We start from the raw sequence: 26,375 nt of genomic DNA on the forward strand, positions 1-26,375 counted from the left end.
GTTTGACTATCTTTAATTACCGAAAAATTTTGGTAATTAGCCTCCCCTTGGATAGGGGATAATAAATAAAAATTTTCATGATTAGTCAATCCTATCCGTTTTCAAGGAGAGGTAATTATTAATTATTAATTATTCATTATTCATTATTGAAATAGTTCTTTGAGCCATTCTACCTCTTCAATCAGTTTTTTTATGAGGCGTTGCTGTTGCCAAACCAGTTCTTCTAGAGCTTCTTTGGACAGTAGTTCTAGGTCTTTTCGGTCTTGTGGGATATCTGGTGGCTTGAATTTCATTTCTGATCAGTAATACAGACCTTTCCCTTTTTGTCAACCCCTACACCTGAATGCTTACGAAGAAATTTTATTCTTTCTTTTGTACTACTATAATTTTTACCTCCGAAATGACCAGCAATACCCTGAAAATCAGGTTCTACTAAAAATCTAGATATAATCATATGTTCTTTTTCTAATTGCTTGAAAGCTTCGTAAAATTTAGTTTCAATATAAAAACATCCTTCTTGGTGTGATTGATGTAGAGGCCTTATATATTGATGATAAAATTTATTACTAAAAACTAAAAACCTAGTATCACAATAGGGGTTAGCACCTTTTACTCCCCATAATTTTCTAATTCTCCAACCTTGATCTTTATATTTACATAAACAATCATAATCTTCCCTAACGCTTTCTAATATCTGGGTCATATTCTTTAAATAAATCCGACCTGTAATTTTAGCAAAATGACTTACTGTATTAATCAATCTAGATTTTTCCAAACCTTTTTCTATTAATAAACACTCGCCATATCCTTTGCCAAAATTTCTTGGAAAATCATTACAATTCAAAGAAATAAATTCAATTTGTTTATCCTAAGGATTGTCCTGAATAGCTTCTTTTAAAGGTTCGAGAGGCCATCCATAATTTTCAATAAAAATTATCTTCCGAATTTGAGGTTGATGGTTAACATAATATTGGATACTATTATAGTAATCATTTTGTCTTTGTTCAGCTACTGTTGGATAAGCTTTTGGCATACCTTTAATATCTATAGTTGCTGTTAAAACTAGGGCTAAATCATATTCAATATTTAATTGAGATTTCTTTTTCATTGTATATTGATTAGGATATATGCAAAAAAATCAGAGAATAGAGTAAGCAAAGAAATCATAAAATCAGAGAAACTAATAGACTTCACCGAAAATTAATCTCAAACGTTTAAATTTACTAGGCTAAAACTTAGTTTCCGGAGAGGTCTAATTAACTCCCCTGATTAAATCATAATTTATTTTTGTCTAGGGTAGTTCTAAATTAAATTCCTGTCAAATAAATCCTCAAACCTCAGAATGCACTTATCATACTAAATCCAGTTTATAAAGAAGGTTTATTGTGGGGGTACGGCAGAAGACAGAAGGCAGAAGAAAAAAGGGTTAGAAGGATTTGGAAAAAGTAGGTTTTTATAACCGGATTTGGTATCAGAATTTAATATGAATATCTTGACAAACCAAATTTTGTTTCAGGAATAATCATAAATATGAAAAATAAATCTTTTTTCAAATCATTAAATACTAAGTTTAATTCACAGTCTAGTTTTTTGATTAATGTAATTCTTTTCTTGACTGTAGTTTTGATAATTATTTCTATCACATCAATATATATATCTAATGAACATACAATTTATTGGTGGGATTTTGTGGGATATCAGAATGCTGCGAATAATTTAACAAATTTATTTCGAGCATCTACCCAAAGAGCTATTGATGATATTTTAGGTTCTTTATCTCAACAGAAAAATTATCTAATTACACTACCATTAATCCCATTTATCTATATTTTTGGCAACCAAAGAATTATTTATATCCTGAGTATTAACCTTGTTTATCTATTACCCTTCAGTTTATTGGTAGGAGCAATAGCTAAAAAATTAATTCCGGTTAATTCTGGATGGGTATTTTGGTCAACAGTAGCGATCGCTTTACTTGTACCTATGAGTTGGAGTCCGAGTTTAAGAGGATATCCCGATATAGGAGCAACCTTATTTATTTTATTGGCAATTTTGTTTTACTTAAAAAATATTAGACTAACTGCTTGGTGGCAAATTCCTATTATTGGATGTTGTTTGGGAATATCTATAGTTTTAAGACGACATTTTGCTTATAGTGCAATAGCTTTTCTTGCTGCTGTTAGTTGCCAAAATATGATTAACTTTTTAATTACTTTCAAGTCAGGCAAAATTTCTGGGAAAAGACTTCTAGAAAGCGCCATAAAAATTAGCCTTATTTCCCTAACTTCTTTCCTAACTATATCAATCTTTGCCTGGGGTTTTATCGAAAGTTCTTTAACAGAAAATTATCGAACTCTTTATGCTGCTTGGAGTTTATCAATACCTGACATATTCTGGCGTTATAGCTGTTTCTATGGGTTAGTAACTTTACTATTAGTTGCCATAGGATTTTTTGCAGGTCTTATGAGAAAATTTTTAATTTCATCTACTACTATTTTTCTCTTATTATTCGGAATGTTTTCTGTAGCTGAATGGTTAATTTTGTTGCGCTATGGCAATATTCATTACTCTCTACATTTGACGCCGATAGTAGTTTTAGGACTAACCTCATTTATCTGGATAAGTATTCATATATTTCGACGCCAAACTAGATTAATCATTTTCAGCATTACCGGAATATATTTAATTGTTAATCTCATCTTTGGTTTAACTCCCCTCGGCAAATTCAATAACCCCCTACGGCCATTATTTGCCAGTAATTTTTCCCCATTAATTCGTTCCGACTACGATGAAATTTTGCGTTTGACTGAATATCTAAGTAACTTAGCACCGAATCGAGAATTAGTATATGTAGCTGCTTCCTCAAATCAATTTAATGCCAATATTATTAGAAACTCTAACCGGATAATTAATCCTGAAAATTCGTCTAACTTAAGAGCAATAAGTAAACCACATATTGACACGCGCGATACTTACCCATTGCCAGAATTATTAGCAGCACAATATGTAGTTATTGCTCATCCATTTCAGAAAGTATTATTAACTGATGAACAAGTATTAAAACCAGGGCAACAAGATTTAGTCAAGTTCGTTTATGACGCCTTTAGTCAAAATTTACCCATTAGTCAAGATTTCCAAAAATTGCCAGAAGAATTTGTTTTAGATGGAGGAGTAACTGTTAGTTTTTACCAAAGAATTCGTCCTACTTCTATCGCGACTGCTGTACAAACTTTATCAGCAATGCAAAAAGAAGTTCCCCAACGTCCGGGTAGACAGTTAGACTGGATGAGTTTCAATCAATCTCCTTATATTACTTATAATTATTCGGCAGTTACTCAAGTTTCTGATGATGGTTATAATTTAATGACAAACCCTGCGGATGTTACTAAACAGACATCTCAATATTTTCTCTATTTAGGAGAGTTATCTTCTCCTGTAAAAATTACTGGTAAGCTGGATTTTCTTAATCAAGAATGTAATGGTTTATCTGTTAGGTTTTCTCTGTTAGATGAGCAAGGAAATTTCCTTGATACAACTGCTAAGAATTATTTTCCGGGAATTACTTCTGATTTGATTTTTTCTCTTAGAGGTAAAAGTGCTATTTATCTACTTTTGGAAAATCTGAGTATCGAAAGTGATAAGTTAACTGATAAATGTGGATGGATAATTAATAATCTAGTCCTTGACGAGTAGAGAATATTTCCTGGAGATAACCACTGATAATTATTTGCCTGGAGTTAGTTCTAATTTCACCTTTTGTCTTCTAACCCATATTCCGCACGTCAAGTTGTAATATTAAAAGTAGTATAAAAAATGGTAGCGCGGGTTCGTATTTATACTCTATAAATCCTATTCATTGACCTTTCTCAGGAGTCAGATTCTCAGGAAAATATTAAGCATAAATACTCAATTACTTACTCCTATTGACCACTTTAATTGCCTCCTGTCTCCTGTCTCCTGTCTCCTGTCTCCGTTTTTCATGCTACATTTTGTCGTGCGGAATGTAGGTTCTAAGATTTATGCTTTTTTAATGTAAAAGTCTCTGGCTGGGGTGCTTCAACAAATGTATTGACTGTTGCGTATAGAGCAATAGTCGGAAAATTTCACTATTCATCTCTCCAGTCTGGGTGCTTAAGGAAATGTATTGACTGTTCCCTATAGAGCAATACTCGGAAAACCAGAAATATTTTCATCTTGTGGAGCTTTCCACAAATACTGGTTTTTCCCTCATCAAATCTTTCCATCCATCGCTCTTCAGTGCAAAGCCACAAACATTTTCATTCTCTGAAGCTTCCCAAAAAAATCGCGCGTCAAAGGATTTTCGGTTGTATCCTCAGAATTTTTCTGATATCATAAATATTAACTGGAGTTACTCGCCTGTACGCATGACTTTTTATTCAACCAGGAATGGTACAGTTTCTCAGCTCAGAATCTAAAAAACTAGCCTTGGAAGTATAAGACTCCTCAAGTTCAGTTTCAATAATTAATAATTAATAATTAATTATTAATTATTACCTCTCCTTGAAAACGGATAGGATTGACTCAAAGGAAAAATTTTTCTTGTTTCTCCTTTAAAGGAGAGGCTTTAAACCTTAATTTTTCGGTAAGTTAACCCATACCTATCACACATAGCTTTTAGTTTGAATCTAAAAATATTGTGTGGTATTTGTACAAACTTTCAGCCGTTAAAACTGGTTGGTTTCCAACTACCCGAATTTTTACGATGAAAATATTCTAATAGGAGATAAATATGAACAAAATTCAAGGCTGTGTAATTATTTTATTTAATAGCGAGAAGAAAATTTTGCTGGTACTGAGGGATGATAAAGATTCTATTCCCTTTCCTAATACCTGGAATTTATTAGGAGGTATTTTAGAAAATGGTGAATCTCCAGAAGAGTGTATTCGTAGAGAAATAAAAGAAGAAATAGAAATTGAATTAGGAAATATTAAATTCTTTCAAAAGTACAATGTTTACGAGCGGGAACATTATATTTTCTGGAAAAAAATAGATTTAGAATTAACGCAAATTAAACTTAATGAAGGTCAGCGTTTAGCTTATTTTAGTAAAGATGAATTAGATAAATATCAACTTGCTTTCCAATGTAATGATATTTTGAATGATTTTTTTTCCCAGGTCTTATGACACCAGTTGAGTAAATAAATTATTCATTATTCATTATTCATTTATTAACTATAGCCTGAGTCGCAAAATTTTCATTTCTTGTCGGAGAAAGAACTCTTGCTTTTAAAATAGCAGCTCCTAAAAAAGCATAAGAAACTACTCCCACAAATGCCAAAAGAAATATATTTAAAACTCCAGAAGCATTCCATAAAGCATGAAGAATAGAGGCAGTCAAATAACCAACTCCTAAAATTAACCAACTATTACGACGTCTTAGAACACTTAATCCAATAAAATAACCAAAATAACCACTATAAGCCATGTGCCCGGCAACTGAACCTAAAATTCTCGGAATTAACAATTGTAATCCTACCAATTCACCCGCATCCACCCCCAATTGTAGACTAGCACTATCCACAATACTTGGAACATATTGCCCAAGAGTTTCTAATAAAGTAAATCCTAATGCTGAAGCTGTTCCTAATAAAATTCCATCTAAAGGTTCCCAAACACCAATTTTATTTCGCCAAGGAGAATGTAAATTACGACCTATTAATAATGCTAAAAACACAGGTAATGCTTTTAGCAATTCCTCCATTAATCCTGCTCCAAAAAACATCCTGATTAGAAAATTAAAAAATCCCAATTCTTGAGGATTTACTGATATATCACCAGGAAGTATTATACGAAATACCCCAATAAAAACTGTGAGAATTGGACTCAATAAAATTAAAACAGTTGTTAAAGCTACTCCAAATAATACCCACCAAGGTTTTTGTTTGCCACAAAGTTGATAAACGAAGTAATAAGCTGCACTAGCAATATAAGCTGCCAGCAGTACATTAAAAGCTCCTGCATTACCCACTGTTAAAAACATTAAAACAACAAAAATTACAGTGATAATACCCGGATAAAGATAAGCTTTTTTAGCTAATTGTTTTCCTGTAGAGGCAATCGGAAATAACTGTGTTAAAGTTATCGAGTCAGTATCTTCAACTTCAACATTAGCAACAGAATTGACAGGAGGTGGATTAAGGTTTACTGGTGGAGGTGATACTGATGGGGTTGATTTTTGGTTGGATAGATTATCAAAGATAAATTCTGGCCCATTGTAGCCAAGACGAATACGATCGCCTACCTGTAAAATTTGACATTCTTGTAATTTTTGTCCATTAATATAAGTACCATTGACACTATTTAAGTCACAAATCTCCCATCTTAAACCATTATTTGCGGTCTGTTCAGCCTGAAGACGAATTAGTGCATGACGGCGAGAAACCATCCTATAGATTTTTGTCTCTAGGACAATTTGACAGGTGGGATCCCGTCCTAGGGTTACCTCTTCTGTCTCAGATAGGTACTTCTTGATGAGTCTTTTCTCATATAACCTTTTTGTAGACAGTTGTCGCAAAAATGCCATTTTTTCAGATACTTGGTAGTCAAAATAATTATTAATGAGCAATGAGCAATTATCAATGGAAAATTGTTAATTGTTCATTGTTCATTGTTGAATTTTTACTGATTTGCTTTAGCGTCTTGAATTGCTAAATAAAAAAGTAAGGCTGCTAGAGGTATACTCAAACTCAGAATTACCCCTGTTACTAAACTACCTAGTTCTGGTTCCCCAGAGGATAACTCAAAAACAGAGCCAACTGCTGCGATCGCTGCTATACAAGACCCACCCAAAAACAAACTTGATTTAGGAGTTCCTACCATATTTTTCACCAAATTTTTATTGACTTTTTTTGTTTTTTGTGATAATAAAAACATTTCATGGCTAAGTTTTCCAGCCTCTAGATATTAGTTTCCACCAGACTTAAGCAACAGACTTAACAGCTTTGGGGGAAAACTTATGCTTGGCCAACTCTTCATTAAGTGCCAACTTATTTTCTACTCGGTCTACAAAAAGCACTCCTTGAAGATGATCCATTTCATGCTGAATTGCCCTAGATAATAATTCTTTAGCCTGAAGAGTTTGAGGACGGCCATTTTCATCTTTGTAGGCAACTTCAATAATTGAAGGACGTTTAACATCCAAATAAACCCCAGGAATACTCAGACATCCTTCTTGGAACAGACAAATATCAGTGCCATACCTTTTAATTGTAGGATTAATCAAAACCAGAGGAGGGGTAGCCGAATTATCTGGCTCACAGTCAATCACAATAACTTGTTTTTGGACAGCAACCTGGGGTGCAGCCAGACCAATACCATCAGCAGTATACATAGTTTGGAGCATTTCTCGCACCAGTTGTCTAATATCATCATCTACTTTAGCAACTCGCTTGGCTGACTGGCGTAAAGAGCGATCGCCTAAATAATGTATTTCCAAGGGTGGGTTCTTCAGTTTTTCCTTATTAACTATAATTTCAGAATTCATAGAGTCTTAACTTACCAAAATCGCTACATTTCTAATTTGTTTATAGGTATTTTTTCTACCTATTGCTCTATTTTAATAGAAAATATCAGGTTTCTGTCCATGAACAGTTAGACTGACTATCAATTAATCAATTAGAAAATGGGATTGACAAGGGAACAGAAAAAAATAAATCCTCAAATCTCTTACCAAAAAATCAGGTCACTAGCCTCCCCTTTGAAGGGGATAGAAAAGCGGTCGTTTCTCTGGGCGACTTGAATTGCGGAGCTTGGAGTAGGATGGGATGCTGAGGAAACCTAGGCATATCCAATCGACCAAGAGAAAATATTTGGTTCATTATTTCAATCCCAATGGTTCAGCGGTCGGTACTGATAACTGATAACTGATAACTGAAATGACCTTGTCCTTAAATTCTGAGAAATTAAGTAAAGAAACCCGGTTGGTACAAGAAATAGACATCTACGAAAAACCCTGTTTCTGGGTTTGCCTGCATAAGTTCTAATTTTATTATCAATATATAGGTCAACTCAAAAGTCAAAAGTCAAATTCTTGCTGTAACTAAGTTTTGGCATTTGAGAATGTCCTAACATGAATGGCGACTGCTATGTATATTTATGCCCAACTATCTACCACACCCAAAATCCCTAAATTAATTAGTCGAGTATATTGACACTCCCCGCTCTAAAGATACGGGGATTCTTGGCTCAACGACTCACCATCACCTAGCAGGATGTCTCCAACTAAGCCATAGGGTGAGTCTCCCCAAGCGTAGGTTTCGGTGTGCCCCACCGTACATAGTGCTTTTTGCAGGATGTTTCTTGCAGCATTAACATCTCTATCTGCTTCATAGCCACAGTGAGGACAAACATGGGTTCTCACAGATAGAGACTTTTTGACAACTTCCCCACAGTTAGAGCAATTTTGGCTTGTATAGTTAGGTGGTACTGCTACTGTTACTTTTCCATACTTTGCACCAAAATATTCTAACCAACCACGAAAAGTTGACCATGCAACATCACTAATTGATTTAGCTAGCCTTCGATTTCTTACCATGCCTTTCACATTCAAGTCTTCGTATGCCACCAAATCTTTAGAATGGATTACGCAATATGCAACTCTCTTTACATATTCTTTACGCTGCCTACTTACTCTCAAATGCTTCCGTGCATATCTATTTCTAGCTTTATAGTAGTTGTTTGACTGCGGTTTAGCTCCTTTTCTGTACTTCTTAGACTTCTGGTGATTTGCTCTATTCAACTGCTTTTCCGACTTTCTGTAAAATTGAGGATTTTCTATAGTGTCACCATTACTATCAGCTAAAAAATATTTAATTCCTACATCTAAACCTACTGCTTTTCCTGTTGGTTGAGTTTCAATTTTTAAATCTGTTTGAATAGCAAATTGGGCATAATAACCATCAGCACGTTTAACTAACCTTACTCGTTTTATTTGGTTCAGTTGATAGTAGTTTAAATCATAAGTACCTTTTAATTTCAAAGTGCCTATATTTTTCTTGTCTGAAAAAATAATTGCTTTTCTGTTTGATGACAATTTCCAACCAGAAGTTTTATACTCTACAGAACGGCAATGCTTTTTAAACTTAGGATAACCCTTCTTTCCCTTAACCTGTTTTTTGCAGTTATCATAAAATCTAGATATTGCAGACCAAGCTCTTTCCGCAGCCGATTGTCGAGCCATTGAATTGAGTTCGTTAGCAAATTTAAACTCCTTAGCTAACACTTTGCAATATTTATTAAGGTCATATTTACTCACGCCTCTATTGTCCATCCAATATCTTAAACATTTATTTTGGACGAATTGAGATGTTTTAATGGCCTCATCTATTGATTGATATTGCTCAGGTTTAGCTTTAATTTTAAACTCGTAAATTATCACTTTGGCTCGACCCACCTTTTGATCTTGATGCTATATTTTATAGCATAACCAGGTGAGAAAATGTCAAGGGAAAATTAGATTTTTCTACAGGCGACTGAAGTCGCCCGGAGAGCTTTTCATCCATGCGCTGAAGCGACATGGTTTTCAAGCTCTCAAATTCGCCCGATAAATTATTTGATTTGGCCTTACTTCTTGATTAACCTAATATTTTCTGGCTTTTATTTCTGTACAGACTTAGTCCCCATTTAATTGATATAAATCCTAATCTCTAGCTAAAAGCCTTACATATTGTTCCCCTAATTTATTGCCATAATCATGGCAAATTCTTACATATCGTCTGTGCTTGGTTTCCAAGTCCCTACGATTATATTTTAAAAAAGCAAAAAATCAGAAATTCTATGAATAATAATTCTAACTCCTCTCCAGCTAATAATCCTAATTCCAGCCCTATATTAGAAAGTCCAAATGGTACCCAGGAAGCAATTACTCCTGTAAAAACAGCAATAGAGCAGGTAAATTTCATTGACAATGAAATAGAACAAATGCTTCCCGCATCTGCCACACACAATAGTTTAGTGGACAATCAAAAGGATAGAGGGCCAAAAAATAGATTAGCATCCATTATCACTCTGACGGCGATCGCAACAATGATTCTGGGGTTAGCTATAGATAATGTGCTGCTTGGTTATACCAGTGCCGTGGTGGCAATGGCAGCTTCAGTACGAATGATTTGGCCTAGTTGGGGTAAAGTCTGGAAAACTTTGATTCCTCCAGTTTGGCGGAACCTAATCATTGCCTGCTTTGGTATCCTGGCAGCTATTGTCGGTTTGCTGATGTTAAGTGGGGCAAACCAAGAACCTGGTAGTCGGAATATCCAGATTAACTGGGATGCCATTGGAGCGGTGGGGGAACTTATTGGTGCGTTGGGTCAAATTTTAATTGCAATTATTGCTGTATATGTAGCTTGGCGACAATACGTTATTTCTAAAGATTTGACAATTCAACAAAACCGCATTACTCAACAACAAACTATTGATGCTTACTTTCAAGGAGTTTCCGATCTAGCAATGGATGAAAAAGGTTTCTTGGAAGATTGGCCACAAGAGCGGGCGATCGCTGAAGGTCGTACAGCAGCTATTATTAAAAGTGTAGATGGAGAAGGTAAAGCAAAAATTCTCAGATTTTTATCTCAGTCTAGACTTGTGACACCCATTAAGCGCGATCGACTGCTAGGTCGTCCGATATTTGATGGTCAAGGTGGTTATGCAGAAGATAGAGAACATGGTATTCGTGTTATTGATTTAGGAGTAATGTTAGCAGGTGCTGACCTGACAAAAACAGATTTACGGTGGACAGAATTAAGTGATGCTAATCTGGTAAAAGCTAATCTTGACGGTTGCGATCTGGTAAAAGCGAATTTCTCTCGTACCATTTTGTATGAAGCAAGTTTGGTAGGTGCTGACTTGAGGGGAGCAAGATTTTTCTATGGGACTGCTGAAAATGCTACTCCCCGAAGTCGTACTCATGTACCTAACTACCAGACTGGTGGTTGCACTGGTGCAGTGGTAGAAAATGTTGACTTTACAGGAGTCAAGCGGTTGTCTGATGAACAACTTTATTATTGTTGTGCTTGGTCTGGGGAAAAAAGTAGAAAAACTATACCCGGTGGTTGTGAAGGTATTCCAAATAAATTAGGACGTTAATGGATAATGGATAATTGATAATGGATAATTGATAACTTTTTATTGGTTGTTTGATTTTGCCAATTTGATAATAGTTGTCAAGAGTTTTAAGAGTTCTATACAGTCTTGATTAATTGAGTTAAATCCTCTGAAATCAATATAATTTGCGTATAGGTAATAGCTTTAACCAATACAGAGTTTCATTAGCTTCTTTCAGAGCAATAGCTATTTTATGTACAAAGTCGTGCCGACTTTCAGAGTGTTCACCTTCGCGCACCAAAGTTCCAATTCCCGTACCAGCAATAACTGCTTTGATAAAACATACTCCTGTTTCTCTTGGTTAAGATACTGTAAGAATTTAACAATTCGTAGTGCAAATACAAATGTTTTTTCTTTAACTACATTATTTTTCATAATTATCAATTATCAATTATCAATTAACTTCAGCTCCAATTTCCCAAGCTGCTTGAAAGAAATCTCTTTCGCAGAGCATAGCATAACAATAAATTGATTCTGCTTCTTGAATATTGTCTGCGTAACTGTCTATCACTTTCTCTAGCTTTTGCGCTAAGTGTTCAAATTCCTGACTGCTGTAAGTAAAAATCCAATCATAATATTGATGCTCTGGAATTTTCGGTGTAGCTAACTGCTGCCCCAAGAAAGCATACAGTCGCATACAAGGAGTCATTGCTGTAGCGATCGCCCCAATATTATTACCCCAAGCAGTCGCTAATAAAAAATCTGTGTAACGCCGTGTGGCAAATCCTGGGGTAACATTTTCTAAATTTACTCCCCATTTAGCAGCATAACTTTGATGCAATTCTAATTCTTCTTTCACTCCACCCGCGAGAGTATGAAACAATTCAAATGTTTTCCAATCAGCAGATTTCGCAGCAGCAATACTATAAGCACCGGCAAACGCTCTCAGGAAAAAAGCATCTTGCCCTACATAATAGGCAAAACTTTTCTGAGACAGTGTACCGTCAGCAATTCCTTGTACAAAAGGGTGAGATAAACAAGTTGTTGCTAACTGTTGATTAGTTTTCCAGAGATTGTTTGATATCATAATATTTTTCATGGTAGACAACAGATGTAGGTTGGGTTGAGGAACGAAACCCAACATATCTAGGTCGTTCTATAGATATAGTAGTCGCCATTACTGGGGCGGACATTCTTAAATTCTGAAATATAGTCACAGCAATAATTTAACTTCTGACTTCAACTATATCTGTTGGGTTGCGCTGGCGCTTAACCCAACCTACAACCTACAATATTATAATTAATCATTCCCAAATGAAATATTCTTTAATAATTCCTATTTATAATGAGGAGAAAAATCTCCCAGAATTATATCGGCGCATCAGTACAATAATGAATAGAATGGATGGAGATGTAGAATTAATTTTGATTAATGATGGCAGTCGCGATCGCTCTCTCCAAATTCTACGAGAATTTCATCAACAAGACTCTCGAATTTGTTATTTAAGTTTTGCTCGTAATTTCGGACATCAAATTGCTGTTACTGCTGGTTTAAATTTTGCTAGAGGAGAAGTTATTGTAGTTTTAGATGGCGATTTACAAGACCCACCAGAATTAATTCCAGACTTAATTGAAAAGTGGCGACAGGGTTATCAAGTTGTCTATGCTCAACGCACAAAAAGACATCAAGAAAGTTGGTTAAAAAAGTTGCCTGCTTTTGTTTATTATCGGATTTTAAAAAATTTAGCAGATGTAGAAATTCCTATTGATACAGGTGATTTTTGTTTGATGGATAGATGTGTAGTAGATATGTTAAATAAAATGCCAGAAACTAATCGTTATATTCGGGGTTTAAGAGCATGGATCGGTTTTCGACAAACAGGAATAAAATTTGAGAGGGAACCTCGTTTTGCTGGAGATATTCAATATACTTTTGCTAAATCTTTAGCCTTAGCAATTAATGGTTTAGTCTCTTTTTCTAAAGTACCTTTACGACTGTCTACTTATGTAGGATTATTTGCAGCTTGCGTAGCTTTATTGATGGCTTTTTTAGTATTCTATTGGCGGATTTTTTATCCAGATTCACCATTAACAGGTTTAGCAACTATTATGATGGCAATCTTCTTTTTAGGAGCCGTACAATTAGTGAGTATTGGAATTTTAGGAGAATATATCGGCAGGATTTATGAAGAAGTAAAAGGTAGACCGCTTTATACTTTATCTGAAGTAGCAGGATTTGGGGATAGAAATTAAAACAGTAAGTAATTAGACATCAATTACATAGAAATTTTTTCAAATTTATGTTAGGGAAGTTTCATGGAACTTCCCTACATTATTTTTTGGATATTTACAATACCAAATAGAAAATTATCCGAGATATTCTATTTGACACTCCACGGACTAAAGTCGCGTGGATTCTTTAGAGGAGCTGTAAATCGGGTTAAAACCACGATTTCCACATTACTCGAGACAACCACATTGCCAGTACCGTACCGTAGTACGTATACAGCAGCAGTCCACTAGGCGGTGTCAATTGCCACTACTCTCTCCGGCTAAAAGGCCATTGAGGCTACTTTTTAAGTTATTAATTGATAATAACACATTTTGTTTGACTACGGGTTAAAACCCGTCGAGTCGCTTCCATCCACCGCTTAAAAGACGGTGGTTTCCCACTTACCGAATTTTTATGATGAATTCTACCTTTCGTCCTAACTTTTTGGTCACTCAAGCTTAAAAATTTGCACTCTTTTCGCTCCAAAAATGCTAAAACCTCTATATATCAGTATATTGACCGAAAAATTTTGGGTATGCGCCTCCCCTTGGATAGGGGATAATAAGCGGTCGTTTGCGGAGCAGTCCGTTAGGATGGGATGGCGAGGTCTCCTCGCCATATCCAATCGACCAAGAGAATAAAAATTTTCATGATTAGTCAATCCTATCCGTTTTCAAGGAGGGGTAATTATTAATTATTCATTATTAATTATTAATTATTGAACAGCCCTACTTGATGAATCCCACAGTTTGCGCTCTGCACAACCGAAAAAAGATGGGCAAATTAGTATTATTAATATTAATAGATATAGCACTACCTCAGAGATTAATTTTAACTTTTAACTTAAGCGTAGGGCTATATTTGCCCATCCTACCTACTTGCTCCCCATCGCCATCATCCGATCATAAACATGACGAGACAATTTAGGAAATATTTCTTCATCTTTTGCATAAGCAGCATCTTCTGCAAAAATTGCCAAAATATAAATAGCTTTATCATCCAAAGTTCTGACAAACGCCACATCCATACGATGTTTAGTAGTAAAACCAACTTTAGAACCGAAATAAATATTAGCAGGTAGAGATTCACCAAGAAAACCTTTAACTCCATTGTAGGGATCATTTTGCCATGCTTCCGGTCTTAAATCTCTAGTTAACAAATAAGCCATTCTCGTACTATACTTGCGTGAAACTGCCTGCCTGGTGTATATTTCATACATTAATCTGGTAACATGATCAGTTGAAATCAAATTGCGCAGAAACTTACCATCTTCCTTCCGTAGTTGGCGATCGCGACCTACAGGACCTGTTTGACTAGGAGAATATCTAGGATAATTTTTTGTACTAACTATTAAACGTTGATAACCTGCTTTTTGAAAAAATTCGTTGACTGATTTTCTTTTTTCTAACCAAGTATTTAAATTTTCTTCTTCCAATTTAACCCCTGATTTAGTATCAGTAATTGCATCCAAAATTTTACTAGCAGAATCATTATGAGATTTCTGCATCATTAATCTTAAGTCTTGATGAAACTTAGATTCATCATCAATTAAACCTTCTTCAACTGCCCCATAAAATGCAGCCATCCAAAATAATTTAGATACACTAGCAGGATATCTCAAAACTTGACTTTGATATCCAGCAAATGTGTGAATATCTTGGTTACTAACGTCTATTAAACTAATAGATAAAGGTTCTGTAGGTAGCCCTTTTTCTTGAGCAATATTAACCAACTCATCAACTATTTCTTGTAATTGTGGGCTATAACGTTGGTATGGTTGTCTACGAACATTATAGGCAAATCCTAAATTTTCTGGAGTTGGTTCCGGAGCAGGGGGTACATAGGGTGGTACGAGGGTGGGTGATACAGAAGATTCAGGAATAGTTAGAGGTGTTTCTGAAGCTGGGCGACCCCTAAAGGGTAGGGTAATAACCCAACTTACTGTCATTAATACAGCAACTACAATTAGTATATTTTTATATTTTAACTGTGATAATATTACTTTTAGATTTTTGGTTTTAACTCGCCGACGGACTTTAACTGGCCGTTGCTTGACTGCCCGATATGGTGGACGAACTCGACGAAATGTCTGGGGTGGTAGCTTTTCTGCGTGCATTTGAGTAGTATCTGAAAAATATAAGTAGTAATAATTTTATTGCTTTTGAGGACTGTACTATAAATAGTGTTGAATTTTCAACCATTCGATACACAGGTAAACCAATTATTTAAACCAGAGTCAAGACCTAATATATTCTCTTTATTTAATTGAGTTATATAGCAGTTCTCATATTAATGAGGTACAGTATTTTTTTCTATTCCTTATTCCCTATTCGCTGTTGCCTAAAATCGAAAATTTGTGTATCTCACCAATTTTAGAAATGCAATAACTACTTCTTTTTAATACACCAATTCCGAATAAAAGCATCGGTTTATTGGTAATATCCTGAGTTATTTTATAAAAATAAATTTCAGGTATAAATGATTATGGATTAATATTCTCTCTTTCCAAAATCTTTCATTTCATTATGAAAAAATATTATTAATGGATAATTTGAAATTGAGAATTGATAATTAAGAATTAATCAATTCAGCTTTATTGCCTTCTATTTCAAGAGAAAAGAACTTGTGATTTCCCGTTATTCAATCCTCTCAGTTTTAACCAGAGGTAATTATCCATTATTCATTATCAATTAATGAACACCCTTTTTTTTGTAGTTTGATATTCTCAGTATATCTGTAATTTTACTTTATTCAAATTCTTAAATAAGACTATAATAATACCTAAATTATTCAGCTATAATCATTATTATTTATTGTGGGTATCGTGAATATAAAAATATATAATAATGGTTGTTTTTCTCTACCTTTTAGTAGGTCAAATTGGTCAATATATTTGGTTAACTGATAAAAATAATTTCTTACTATAATACATTATGCCTATTTGAGTGAGCTAGTGGGACTATTTATACAAGAATATTTCTAAAGAGTGCAATTGATTTGGACTTTTCATTAACTAAGACTTGTTGAGAACTATACATTAACAAACCAAAACGAATCGGTGTGAACCAAAGTGGATCAAAATTTTGAGATCAAATAATTTTCTATCGGGACTCTCTATGGACTAAGAACTCAAATGTCTGTGGAGATATTCTGGCACATCAAGGGAATGTCAAAAAAACTATATTTTTTTCAAAAATTATCTGCTAGGATAGTAAATATAGAAGCATCAATCATACAAAAAATCAGGAGAAAAAATGTCCACAGAAAAAATTAAAAGCGTTACTGTTTTGCAGAGCGATGAGGATTTTGGTGGTGTACCAGAAACCCTCTATGGAAGTTCACCTGGCAAGCGGAAAAAGAAAAAGAAAAAACAGGCAAGAGCTTTGAAGCCATTTGAAAAAATGGTCTTCTCAATGGCCAAAAGATATGACAAGGCTAGTAAAGAGTATCGCGATCGTCACGAAAAATCCAACCGCAAGAAGAAAAATGGCTGGATTAAAGATTTTTCCAAAAACTATAACAAGGCTGCTAACAAGCTGGGAACAGGTGGTCTAGGACTAGGCATGCCTGGTATTAAGTTGTTTGAATAAATAATTAAAACTTTATTATTGGTCTAATACCTGCGCTCTCTGTTATGGGAGCGCTACTATAAAGACCAATAAATCTTGTTGTATAATCAAAATAGTCACTTACCCACCTCCTAACTAGCTCAACATAAGCATAAAAATCGACGGGAGTAAAGTTTATCTAAACGTTGGTTGAAGACCCACGCTCTTGATCCCTCGTTTTATTCCACCCTTTGAAAGGGGGGTTAGGGGGGATGGATGAAAACTAATCAATTTTGCGGTTTTCCTGCTGAGTTTCCTATACTAAATAGATTAAGGCTGCTGGGCTAACAGTGTCAGCCCCAGTTGCTTATGGGGATAACCCGAATACCGCGCTGGCAAGTCTTCTCTGTTTCAACCCCTGGAGATGTCAAATAAGCCATATCTATAAAATATATAGGATAGGTAGGTCGGTTTGGGTGAAATCCAGGGATTGGAAGAAAACTAAGAAAACCTACCCACCAACTTAAAAGATACGAGAAAAAAATCCATGCTTTTGGTAAAATATCTCCGAGGCAGCAATAAAAATAGTAAAAATTAAGGAGAACTAAAAAAATGGTAATGACACCAGATTCCTCTGAAAAAAAAATGAAGCAACAAGCAAATACCATTATCCTAGAATTCAGTGGTGGTAGCAGTGACGATATCCGCGATCTGCGTCGGGGTGAGGGCAAGATATTTCAAAGAATAGGTAGAACAATAGCAACGTTACAGCAACAAGGTCAAGCAAGTGAGAATGTACAACCTATAATAGTAATTACTAAGAAAAAGAGAAGTAAGAAAGGACTTTTAGACTAACTAAATGATAATTTCATCAAGTCTTCACCCCATAGTGAAGACTTGATGTTTTAGTGAAAATATTGCTGGGTTGGCAATGTATACTGACTGGTTTAAAAGGAGAACCTAGTGTTCGAGTCAAAGAATAAACATTGGTAAAAATAGAAGTTGAAATCTTGCCCAAATCTACTACTGAAATATATATAAGTCTCGGTACAGGTAAGTTTAGGTAAATTCAGCATAACTGAAGCTTGTGGGAAACAAAGATGATAAAATCTTCCCATGGTAGTAATAAAAATAGTGAAAATTAAGGAGAAAAAAAATGAATCAACAAGCAAACACCATTATTATGGAAATGACTGGTACGAAAAGTGAAGATATTCGTGATTTGCGTGGCGGTCATGGTAAAATCTTCAAAAGAGTAGCCAGAATTATGGAAAAACTTAAGGAAGAAGGTGAGACCCCAGAGGATGCACAACCTATAATTGTAATTGTTAGGAAAAAGAGTAGCAAGAAAGGATTGTTAGACTAATTCATTAATTGATAATGAACAATGGATAATGGATAATGGATAATTATTTTTGTTTCGCTGCGCGACATGAAAAGTGTTTCGGCTTTGGCCAACATGAATGCGGAGCATGACAAACAGAAAGTGTTCTACAATTATCAATTATTAATTATTTAGGATAGGCTTTAAACCAAATTGATTAATTATCAATTATCAATTGGTAACTAAGAAAATAATAAAATATGGGGTTGGTAATTGGTGGGATGATTTTCTAGTAGGAGTTATACCCATCACTTACTCTAGTTAAATATTTAGAGGTATTAAAAACAGATTACTCTTAAAGTTTCATCTCTGTAATTTACCAACGCCTAAAATATCAAGCCATCGCCTGATAGCGATGGCTTTGTTTTTGTTACAAGAAATGGCTTTGTTGTATTAAAATTGCGATAGTTCATTAATTCAATAGCCACATCACTATAGGTATTCGATCCTCCCCTAATATCATGTCCGCTTGAATACTTATACTTTGGTGTAAGGAAGGCAGAGGGTAGAAGCGGTGGACCCCGCGTCGGCGACAGACGCAAGGGAATGCGCACCAAGAGAGGCACTTATGCTGAAGGTTTTCTGAAAATTGTCACTTAAATTCTATACACAAATGATGCTACCGGACATGATATAAGTCCAGTTTTCTCCTTGTTTACCCACTTCTATAGTCAGTAAAAATGTTATACTTGCTCTTGGCTTTAAGGAAGCATCATATTTAGACCAGTTGCTGAGGAGAGACTTGGACTTGGAATTACTCATATCTAGGTTGGTGTAGCTTTTTTATGCTACGCACTGTTATTTTTACCCTATTTCCTTAAAGCCACAAGAAATAAAAAAAGGACAACATACAACACAAAGAAACGTCTAGACTTTTTGAAAGGCTCCACAAGCCCATAGATCATAGGTATCATTTTGAAAACCAAGGGCTATTATTTGAATATCTAATATTTAAAAAAAATTTTTGCAACTTCGTGACAAAATGTTTCAAAATATCCTATACTCCTAGAAGAATTACTGAGTTAAAATTGATAACGTGAAGATACTACTAGTCTGCACAGAAAAATTGCCAGTGCCTTGTATCCGAGGTGGAGCTATTCAGACATACATAGATGGTATCCTGCCTTACCTAAAGCGAGACCATGAAATTACAGTATTCTCAGTAGCAGACCCAGACTTGCCAGATCGGGAAATTAAAGACAATATTCGCTACGAGCGTGCTATAGCAAAAACTTCAGAAGAATACTATCAAGCTGTAGCTTCCTTTGTAGAAGGGCAAGAATTTGATTGGGTAATAATTTACAATCGTCCTAAGTATTTATCCTTGGTGGCGAAAGCAGCTCCAAATAGTCGCTTTCTACTTAGTATGCACAACGAAATGTTCCATGATAAGAAAATTGACCCACAAGAGGCAATTATCTGTTTGGAAAGGGTAGAAAAAGTAGTGACAGTCAGTAAATTTATTGCTGATGGGATAGCCAAGTTATTTCCAGAATATCAACACAAGCTACAACCTGTATATGCCGGAGTAGACCTCAAGCGCTTTCAGCCTAAGTGGACAGAAGGAGCAAAAGAAAAACGAAAAGAAATGTTGGTTGCTCATGGTTTAGAAGATAAACAAGTAATCCTTTGTGTGGGCAGGTTAACCGATAAAAAAGGACCTCATTTATTAATCTCTGCGATCGCCAAAGTAATCGAAAAACACCCATCTGCTGTCTTATTGCTAGTAGGCAGTAAATGGTATGGAAATAACAAAGAAAATGATTATGTCCGTGAAATTAAAGCAGAGGCAGAAAAATTAGGACAAGCAGTTCAGATGACAGGTTTTATTCGGCCATCTGAAGTTGCAGATTATTTCCTCTTAGGTGATATATTTATATGTGCATCTCAATGGGAAGAGCCTCTAGCCAGGGTACATTATGAAGCCATGGCAACTGGACTATGTACTATTACTACTGCTAGAGGAGGGAACCCTGAAGTAATTATTCCAGGGAAGAATGGTATTGTAATCACAGATTATGAAAATCCGGATGCATTTGCAAAACAGATAGATTACTTATTGTCTAGACCAAACGAAAGTGAGGAAATGGGAAGAACAGGTCGTGAGTTGGCAGAACTATATTATAGTTGGTCAAGAGTCGCTTGGGATATTTTAAGTATTATAAATGATTCAACATCAATGTCTTCGTCTTTAGAAACACTCGGACAAATAGAGCAAGATAAGGAAGCAGGATAAATTTAAACCCATCTTTCCATAAATACAAGTTAAGGTTTATCAAGATTAGAAATCAGACCCTAAAACCTAGAGTAATGAATACTTATATATTATATTGGTTGATTTTATGAAGCAACAACAAAAGAGCGACCTAACAGCGATTATTGGCATTGCTTGTAAGTTTCCAGGAGCAGATGACTATAATCAATTCTGGGAAAATATGGAGGCAGGAGTAAATAGCATCAGTGAAATTCCTCGCCAAAGGTGGGAAGTAGAAAAGTATTACTCTCCGATTCCTAATCAACCAAATAAGACAATAAGTAAGTGGGGAGGATTAGTAGAAGGGATAGATGAGTTCGATGCAGAGTTTTTTAGTATCTCTCCCAGAGAAGCAGGAAAAGTAGACCCACAACATAGAATTATGTTGGAATTGAGTTGGTCTTGTATAGAAGATGCAGGTTACTCACCATCTCAACTTTCGGGAAAAGACGTAGGTGTTTTTATAGGAGCGTGTAACTATGATTCTATTCTGTTGATGAACCAAAATCAAGACAATGTAGAGGGTCATAGTGGGACAGGAACTTGGACTTGTATGATTCCCAACCGCATATCTTCATTTTTTAACCTGCATGGTCCAAGTCTTCCAATTGATACCGCTTGTTCAAGTTCACTGGTAGCTATTCATTACGCGCTGAAGTCCCTCAAAGAATCAGAATGTGAAATGGCATTGGTAGGTGGGCTTAGTGTGTTATTCACCTCCACAACATACATCCAGATGAGTCAACTGGGGATGTTATCGCCTACTGGACAATGTAGAACATTTAGTAGTGATGCTGATGGTTATGTGAGGGGAGAAGGAGCAGGAGTAGTTTTATTAAAACCTCTGACAAAAGCAATAGAAGATGGCGATCGGATTTATGGTGTAATTCAAGGAAGTGCAATTAATCATGGTGGTCAAGCCAGAACTATAACATCTCCTAACGTCTATTCACAAGCTCAAGTAATTCGTGCAGCGTATAATAACGCCAATATTTCTCCCAATACAGTATCTTACATAGAATCTCATGGAACGGGCACACCATTGGGAGACCCCATAGAAATTAATGCTTTGAAAAGAGCCTACAGACAACTTTATCACCAGCATGGAGTAGAAAAAACTGAGAAACCCTACTGTGGTATAGGAGCAGTTAAAAGTAATATAGGGCATTTGGAAGGAGCAGCAGGAATTGCTGGATTAATCAAAGTATTATTAGCAATGAAGTACAAAAAGCTGCCCAAAATTGTCAACTTCAAAGAATTAAATCCACGTATTAATATTAAAGATAGTCCTTTCTATTTTATAGAGGAAACTCAAGAGTGGAAACGATTAAAAAATGGATCGGGAGAAGAGATTCCTAGACGTGCAGGTTTAAGTTCTTTTGGTATTGGGGGCGTTAATGCTCATATTGTATTAGAAGAACCTCTAGAAGAAGTCAAAAAGGAAGATGGTATAGAGCGTCCGCTACAGATTTTAACACTCTCAGGACAGACAGAGAAAGCACTCATAGAACTAGCAACAAAATATAAAACTTATTTACCATCAAAAACTGAGGCATCGCTACAAGATATCTGCTTCAGTGCTAATACAGGGCGGACACATTTTGCCGAAAAATTAGCAATAGTAGCAGAGTCAAACAGTGATTTACAGGAAAAATTAACAGATTTTCTCCAGAATAATCAGACAAACGGAGTGGTAAGAGGAAAAGCAGAAACTGAAGAGAAGGAGATTGCTTTTCTGTTCACAGGACAGGGGTCTCAATATGTGGACATGGGACGACAATTATATGAGACTCAACCCACATTTCAGAAAGTTCTAGACCAATGCAATGAAATTCTGAAAGAATATCTAGAAGTACCTCTATTAGAAGTTATTTACCCTAAAGATGCACAAAAGTCAAGTGTATTAGACCAAACAGCTTATACTCAACCTGCTCTATTTGCCATAGAATACGCCCTAGCTAAGTTATGGGAATCATGGGGAATTAAACCCAATGTGGTGATGGGTCATAGTGTAGGAGAATATGTAGCTGCTTGTATTGCAGGAGTATTCAGTTTAGAAGATGGTCTGAAATTAATCGCCATGCGGGGTAGGTTGATGCAACAGTTACCCTCCGGTGGAGAAATGGTATCTTTAATGGCATCAGAATCTCTCGTGAAAGAGGCCATAGGAGAATATAGTTCTAGAGTGACAATAGCAGCGGTAAATGGACCAGAAAGTATAGTAATTTCTGGTGAAAGTGAGGCGATCGCCACTATTTGTAGTAAGTTAGAATCCCATGGAGTAAAAACTAAAAAGTTACAGGTATCCCATGCTTTTCATTCGCCACTAATGGAGCCAATGTTGGCCGAGTTTGCCGAAGTAGCTGAGTCAGTGACCTATAGTCAACCTGGGATACCAGTTATATCAAATGTGACTGGTCAAAAGGTGAGTTCAGAAATGACTACCGCTAAATATTGGGTAGATCATGTCAGACAACCAGTGAAATTTGCCCAGAGTATGAAAACTCTGCATGAGGAAGGTTATGAGGTTTTCTTGGAAATAGGACCCAAACCAATATTATTAGGAATGGGAAGGCAATGTTTACCAGAAGATGTAGGAGCATGGTTACCGTCGTTACGTCCGAATAAAATCCCCCTCCAGTCCCCCTTTATAAGGGGGAAGTCAGATGAATGGCAACAGATACTCTCAAGCTTGGGACAATTGTATATAAAAGGTTTCAATATAGATTGGTCAGGATTTGACCGAGGTTATACTAATCAGAAAGTAGAATTGCCAACTTATCCATTTCAGCGAGAAAGATATTGGATAGATACTGCCTCTGAAAATCAAGAAAAGGATACTACCAATCAAAGTAATTCAGTTCTTAAATTACTAGATAGAGTTGATACAGAGGAATTAATTCAAGAGCTGAAATTATCTGAAGAATTAACAGAAGATGAACAAAAACTATTGCCTAAGTTGTTAAATATTTTAACAACTTGGAATCAAAAAAATCTGCAAAATCAAGGTGATATAGTAGGTAACTTTTATGATGAGTTAGCTTCTTTTATGGATGAAGAAGCAATTTTGAACTATATTCCTTTGCCAGGAATTGTGAAAGGATTTTCCTGGGTTCTATTTGCCAAATTAAAAACAAAAGGAAAATATCAGAAATTAGCATCAACAGCCCAGCAAGAAATTAGAAATATCGCTTGGCAGAAAGTCGATTTTTCTTCTTTTCAGAAAGTACTAGATATTGGTTGTGGTCATGGAACAGACTTAATGGCTTTAGGTCAGAAATATAATCACTTAGAGCTTTGTGGTTATACAATATCAGACCGACAAGTAGAATTAGGAAATAAAAAAATTAGTCAATTAAACCTAGAAGATCGGGCAAAAATTGTTAATGGAGATAGTTCTCAGGATGAGTTTCCAGATAATTACGATTTGATATATGGATTTGAAGTAATTTGTCACATTAAGAAGAAACAAGAACTATTTTTAAACATCAGAAATCACTTAAATAATGAAGGTAATTTCGTCATGTCAGATTTTATCTCTAACGCCTCATTTAATATTGATTATGATGCTCACTCATCTTATCTGATAACTCAACAAGAATGGCTACATTTACTATCAGAAAGTCACCTGAAAATCATACAATATGTAGATATTAGTAAGGAAATTGGAAATGGTCTACACGATCCAAATTTCCCAGAGAATCTCAACTATGTATGCAAGAAAAGTAATCTAAACGAAAATGCCAGAGTAGGACTTCAATCTTACGACAACCTATACAAAATGTTGCGTAAACAGCTAGTCAGCTATGTAGTAATGACAGCACAAAAACAAGAACAGTTGTCAGTAGATGAAATTTACAAGTGGAACCAAGAAATTCTACAGAAACCACTACATTACTCTGATGTTTCATTACAAAAACTTTTCTACGGAGTAGAATGGCAAAAAGCAGGACCTCGACAACAGCAGAAAAAACAACTACAGTCGAAAAACTGGATCATATTCAGCGATAGAGATGGTGTAGGAGAAAAACTGAAAAACCTCCTAGAAAAAAGAGGCGATCGCTGTTCCATGGTATTTAGAGGAGAAACCTATAACCAAAAGGAAACAGGAACTTGGGAGTTAAACCCATCTAGTCCAGCAGATTTTGACAGTTTTTGCCAAGATGCAAAGGTAAATGTTGGGGAAAATCTGAAAATAATTCATTTGTGGAGTCTAGAAACTACAGCTTCTCAACAACTAACTCAGTCAGCTTTAGAATCAGCACAAAAGTATAGTTGTGGTAGTGTATTGCATCTAGTGCAAGCTATAGAAAAACACTGGGATTTGAACTCACCCTCATCTCAACTGTGGTTAATTACCAAAGGTTCCCAGTCCGTGTTGTCTGTAGAAGAAGTAGCAATAGCTCAAACCCCACTATGGGGAATAGGAAAAGTCATATCTCTGGAACATCCTGAACTATGGGGAGGACTACTAGACTTAGACCGGGAATCATCCACAAATGAAAATGAAGCAGAAATACTACTACAGCTACTAGAAGATGAGCAAAAAGAAGATCAACTAGCCATTCGTAATGGAGAAATCTATGTAGCTCGTTTAGAAAGAAAACTCTTAGCAGAGTCTCAGCAACTATCTTTCAGTGAGTCAGGAAGTTATTTAATTACTGGGGGAACAGGATCGTTAGGATTGAGCATAGCTCAATGGTTAGTAGAGAAGGGGTGTAAACATCTAGTATTAACCAGTCGCTCTCAACCATCAGAGCAAGCACAATTGAAGATTAATAGTTTAGAGAAACAAGGAGCAGAAGTAGTTGTAACTCAAGCAGATGTATCTGTTCAAGAAGATATGGAGAGAGTGTTCAAGCAAGTAGAAGAAGGAATACCACCTCTCAAAGGAGTAATTCATGCAGCAGGACTTGTCGGATTGAACCTGCTTCAGGAGATGGAACTTTCTCAACTCGAAGCCATACTCCGTCCAAAAGTAATAGGAGGATGGTTGCTACATCAATTAACCCAGAACCTTGAGCTAGACTTTTTTGTGAATTTCTCCTCCATTGCATCAGTATGGGGTTCAAAAGGTCAAGCTCACTATGCAGCAGCCAACAATTTTCTAGATGGATTAACTTATTATCGGCAATCTCTGGGATTACCAACCTATAGCATAAATTGGGGGCCTTGGTCAGGAGGTGGAATGGCAGCAGGAGAGGCCATGAATTGGTTAAACAAAATGGGCGTTCAACCACTAGATCCTGAAAAAGCAATAGCTGCTTTGGAGAAAGTATTAGCAAGCAATAATCCTCAGACAGTAGTAGCAGATATAAATTGGGATTTATTTAAGGAACTCTATGAACTAGGAGGTAAAGGATCATTTCTAGAAGAAATTTCACGAGACTCAGAAGCAACAGACGGAGAACAGACTTCCGGACGTAAATCGGAATTGTTACAAGAACTTCATCAAGCACCAGAAAGTGAACGGAACGAAATACTCATTGAGCAGTTGCAAAATGATGTAGCTAAAATTATAGGATTATCGAAATCTAAACTTCCAGATCCTGAGTTAGGATTCTTTAAAATGGGAATGGATTCCTTGATGGCAGTTGAGCTAAGAAATCTGTTGAGTTCTACTTTTAGTTCTTCCATCAGCACAGCAACATTGTTTGAAAAGTCTAATATCAAAGACTTAGCTGAATACTTAATTGAAGAAATTTTCCTAGAAGGGGAGGAAGAGGAAATTGATGTTCAAGATAGTCAAGAAGTAACTCCTCCCAAACAGATAGAAACAGAATTTGAAGGAGAAATTGATAGTGCAATAGCTTCAGAATTACAAGAAATCCAAGCTTTACTGAAGGAGGAGGACTAAA

Annotated in this window: 20 protein-coding genes; 9 read left to right on the forward strand and 11 right to left on the reverse strand. The window is 35.7% G+C overall.

Annotation, left to right across the window (positions count from 1 at the left end; all coding sequences use genetic code 11):
- Positions 1-143: 143 nt before the first annotated feature.
- Genes ACP6PM_RS10320 through ACP6PM_RS10330 form a run of 3 tightly spaced genes read right to left on the reverse strand, consistent with a single transcriptional unit; the run spans position 144 to position 1,108 of the window.
- Positions 144-293 (reverse strand): hypothetical protein, encoded by a 150-nt coding sequence (locus ACP6PM_RS10320; RefSeq protein ID WP_426584294.1) that lies wholly within the window; start codon positions 291-293, stop codon positions 144-146.
- The gene (locus ACP6PM_RS10325) at positions 290-844 is read right to left on the reverse strand and encodes a hypothetical protein (RefSeq protein ID WP_426584295.1); all 555 of its coding nucleotides are present in this window, start codon (positions 842-844) and stop codon (positions 290-292) included. The genes ACP6PM_RS10320 and ACP6PM_RS10325 overlap by 4 nt, the downstream gene beginning before the upstream one ends.
- 24 nt (positions 845-868) lie before the next feature.
- On the reverse strand, positions 869-1,108 hold the full coding sequence (locus tag ACP6PM_RS10330; RefSeq protein ID WP_426584297.1) for a hypothetical protein: 240 nt from the start codon (positions 1,106-1,108) through the stop codon (positions 869-871).
- Between the two features lie 422 nt (positions 1,109-1,530).
- On the opposite strand from ACP6PM_RS10330, the gene ACP6PM_RS10335 reads away from it, so the two are divergent.
- Positions 1,531-3,693 carry a glycosyltransferase family protein gene (locus ACP6PM_RS10335; protein ID WP_426584299.1) on the forward strand — a complete coding sequence of 721 codons (2,163 nt, stop codon included), beginning with the start codon at positions 1,531-1,533 and terminating at the stop codon, positions 3,691-3,693.
- A 1,057-nt stretch (positions 3,694-4,750) separates the two neighbouring features.
- The gene (locus ACP6PM_RS10340) at positions 4,751-5,146 is read left to right on the forward strand and encodes an NUDIX hydrolase (RefSeq protein WP_426584301.1); all 396 of its coding nucleotides are present in this window, start codon (positions 4,751-4,753) and stop codon (positions 5,144-5,146) included.
- Between the two features lie 37 nt (positions 5,147-5,183).
- Here ACP6PM_RS10340 and ACP6PM_RS10345 read toward each other — a convergent pair whose 3' ends face one another.
- The 4 genes from ACP6PM_RS10345 to ACP6PM_RS10360 form a co-directional block, all read right to left on the reverse strand.
- Positions 5,184-6,545 (reverse strand): PrsW family glutamic-type intramembrane protease, encoded by a 1,362-nt coding sequence (locus ACP6PM_RS10345; RefSeq protein WP_426584390.1) that lies wholly within the window; start codon positions 6,543-6,545, stop codon positions 5,184-5,186.
- A gap of 95 nt (positions 6,546-6,640) precedes the next feature.
- Entirely contained in the window at positions 6,641-6,841 is a 201-nt protein-coding gene (locus ACP6PM_RS10350; protein WP_426584392.1) for a hypothetical protein, read from the reverse strand.
- Between the two features lie 100 nt (positions 6,842-6,941).
- Positions 6,942-7,505: a peptide deformylase gene (def, locus tag ACP6PM_RS10355; protein ID WP_293110699.1), complete on the reverse strand. Its 564-nt coding sequence runs from the start codon at positions 7,503-7,505 to the stop codon at positions 6,942-6,944.
- A 678-nt stretch (positions 7,506-8,183) separates the two neighbouring features.
- Positions 8,184-9,398 carry an RNA-guided endonuclease InsQ/TnpB family protein gene (locus ACP6PM_RS10360; protein WP_426584394.1) on the reverse strand — a complete coding sequence of 405 codons (1,215 nt, stop codon included), beginning with the start codon at positions 9,396-9,398 and terminating at the stop codon, positions 8,184-8,186.
- A 398-nt stretch (positions 9,399-9,796) separates the two neighbouring features.
- On the opposite strand from ACP6PM_RS10360, the gene ACP6PM_RS10365 reads away from it, so the two are divergent.
- Positions 9,797-11,101 carry a pentapeptide repeat-containing protein gene (locus tag ACP6PM_RS10365; protein ID WP_426584303.1) on the forward strand — a complete coding sequence of 435 codons (1,305 nt, stop codon included), beginning with the start codon at positions 9,797-9,799 and terminating at the stop codon, positions 11,099-11,101.
- Positions 11,102-11,234: 133 nt separating this feature from the next.
- Here the strand turns inward: ACP6PM_RS10365 and ACP6PM_RS10370 are convergent, their stop codons facing one another.
- From ACP6PM_RS10370 to ACP6PM_RS10380, 3 genes are all read right to left on the reverse strand, one after another.
- Positions 11,235-11,357, reverse strand: a complete 123-nt coding sequence (locus tag ACP6PM_RS10370; RefSeq protein ID WP_426584396.1) for a four helix bundle protein — start codon at positions 11,355-11,357, stop codon at positions 11,235-11,237.
- A gap of 156 nt (positions 11,358-11,513) precedes the next feature.
- Positions 11,514-12,146 (reverse strand): TenA family protein, encoded by a 633-nt coding sequence (locus ACP6PM_RS10375; RefSeq protein ID WP_426584305.1) that lies wholly within the window; start codon positions 12,144-12,146, stop codon positions 11,514-11,516.
- Positions 12,118-12,252 (reverse strand): hypothetical protein, encoded by a 135-nt coding sequence (locus ACP6PM_RS10380; protein WP_426584307.1) that lies wholly within the window; start codon positions 12,250-12,252, stop codon positions 12,118-12,120. The genes ACP6PM_RS10375 and ACP6PM_RS10380 overlap by 29 nt, the downstream gene beginning before the upstream one ends.
- 121 nt (positions 12,253-12,373) lie before the next feature.
- On the opposite strand from ACP6PM_RS10380, the gene ACP6PM_RS10385 reads away from it, so the two are divergent.
- The gene (locus tag ACP6PM_RS10385) at positions 12,374-13,312 is read left to right on the forward strand and encodes a glycosyltransferase family 2 protein (protein WP_426584309.1); all 939 of its coding nucleotides are present in this window, start codon (positions 12,374-12,376) and stop codon (positions 13,310-13,312) included.
- 893 nt (positions 13,313-14,205) lie between these two features.
- Here the strand turns inward: ACP6PM_RS10385 and ACP6PM_RS10390 are convergent.
- On the reverse strand, positions 14,206-15,447 hold the full coding sequence (locus ACP6PM_RS10390; protein WP_426584311.1) for a serine hydrolase: 1,242 nt from the start codon (positions 15,445-15,447) through the stop codon (positions 14,206-14,208).
- Positions 15,448-16,585: 1,138 nt separating this feature from the next.
- Here ACP6PM_RS10390 and ACP6PM_RS10395 point away from each other — a divergent pair.
- From ACP6PM_RS10395 to ACP6PM_RS10415, 5 genes are all read left to right on the forward strand, one after another.
- Positions 16,586-16,921 (forward strand): DUF6312 domain-containing protein, encoded by a 336-nt coding sequence (locus ACP6PM_RS10395; RefSeq protein ID WP_426584313.1) that lies wholly within the window; start codon positions 16,586-16,588, stop codon positions 16,919-16,921.
- Positions 16,922-17,491: 570 nt separating this feature from the next.
- A complete protein-coding gene (locus ACP6PM_RS10400) occupies positions 17,492-17,734 on the forward strand; it encodes a DUF6200 domain-containing protein (RefSeq protein ID WP_426584314.1) in 243 nt (80 codons plus the stop codon).
- 301 nt (positions 17,735-18,035) lie between these two features.
- Positions 18,036-18,245, forward strand: a complete 210-nt coding sequence (locus tag ACP6PM_RS10405) for a DUF6200 domain-containing protein (RefSeq protein ID WP_426584315.1) — start codon at positions 18,036-18,038, stop codon at positions 18,243-18,245.
- Positions 18,246-19,299: 1,054 nt separating this feature from the next.
- On the forward strand, positions 19,300-20,499 hold the full coding sequence (locus ACP6PM_RS10410) for a glycosyltransferase family 4 protein (RefSeq protein WP_426584317.1): 1,200 nt from the start codon (positions 19,300-19,302) through the stop codon (positions 20,497-20,499).
- Between the two features lie 106 nt (positions 20,500-20,605).
- Entirely contained in the window at positions 20,606-26,374 is a 5,769-nt protein-coding gene (locus tag ACP6PM_RS10415; protein ID WP_426584319.1) for a type I polyketide synthase, read from the forward strand.
- Position 26,375 lies beyond the last annotated feature (1 nt).

It is taken from the genome of Dapis brunnea BLCC-M229 (genome assembly GCF_050015995.1).
Lineage (GTDB): Bacteria > Cyanobacteriota > Cyanobacteriia > Cyanobacteriales > Microcoleaceae > Trichodesmium.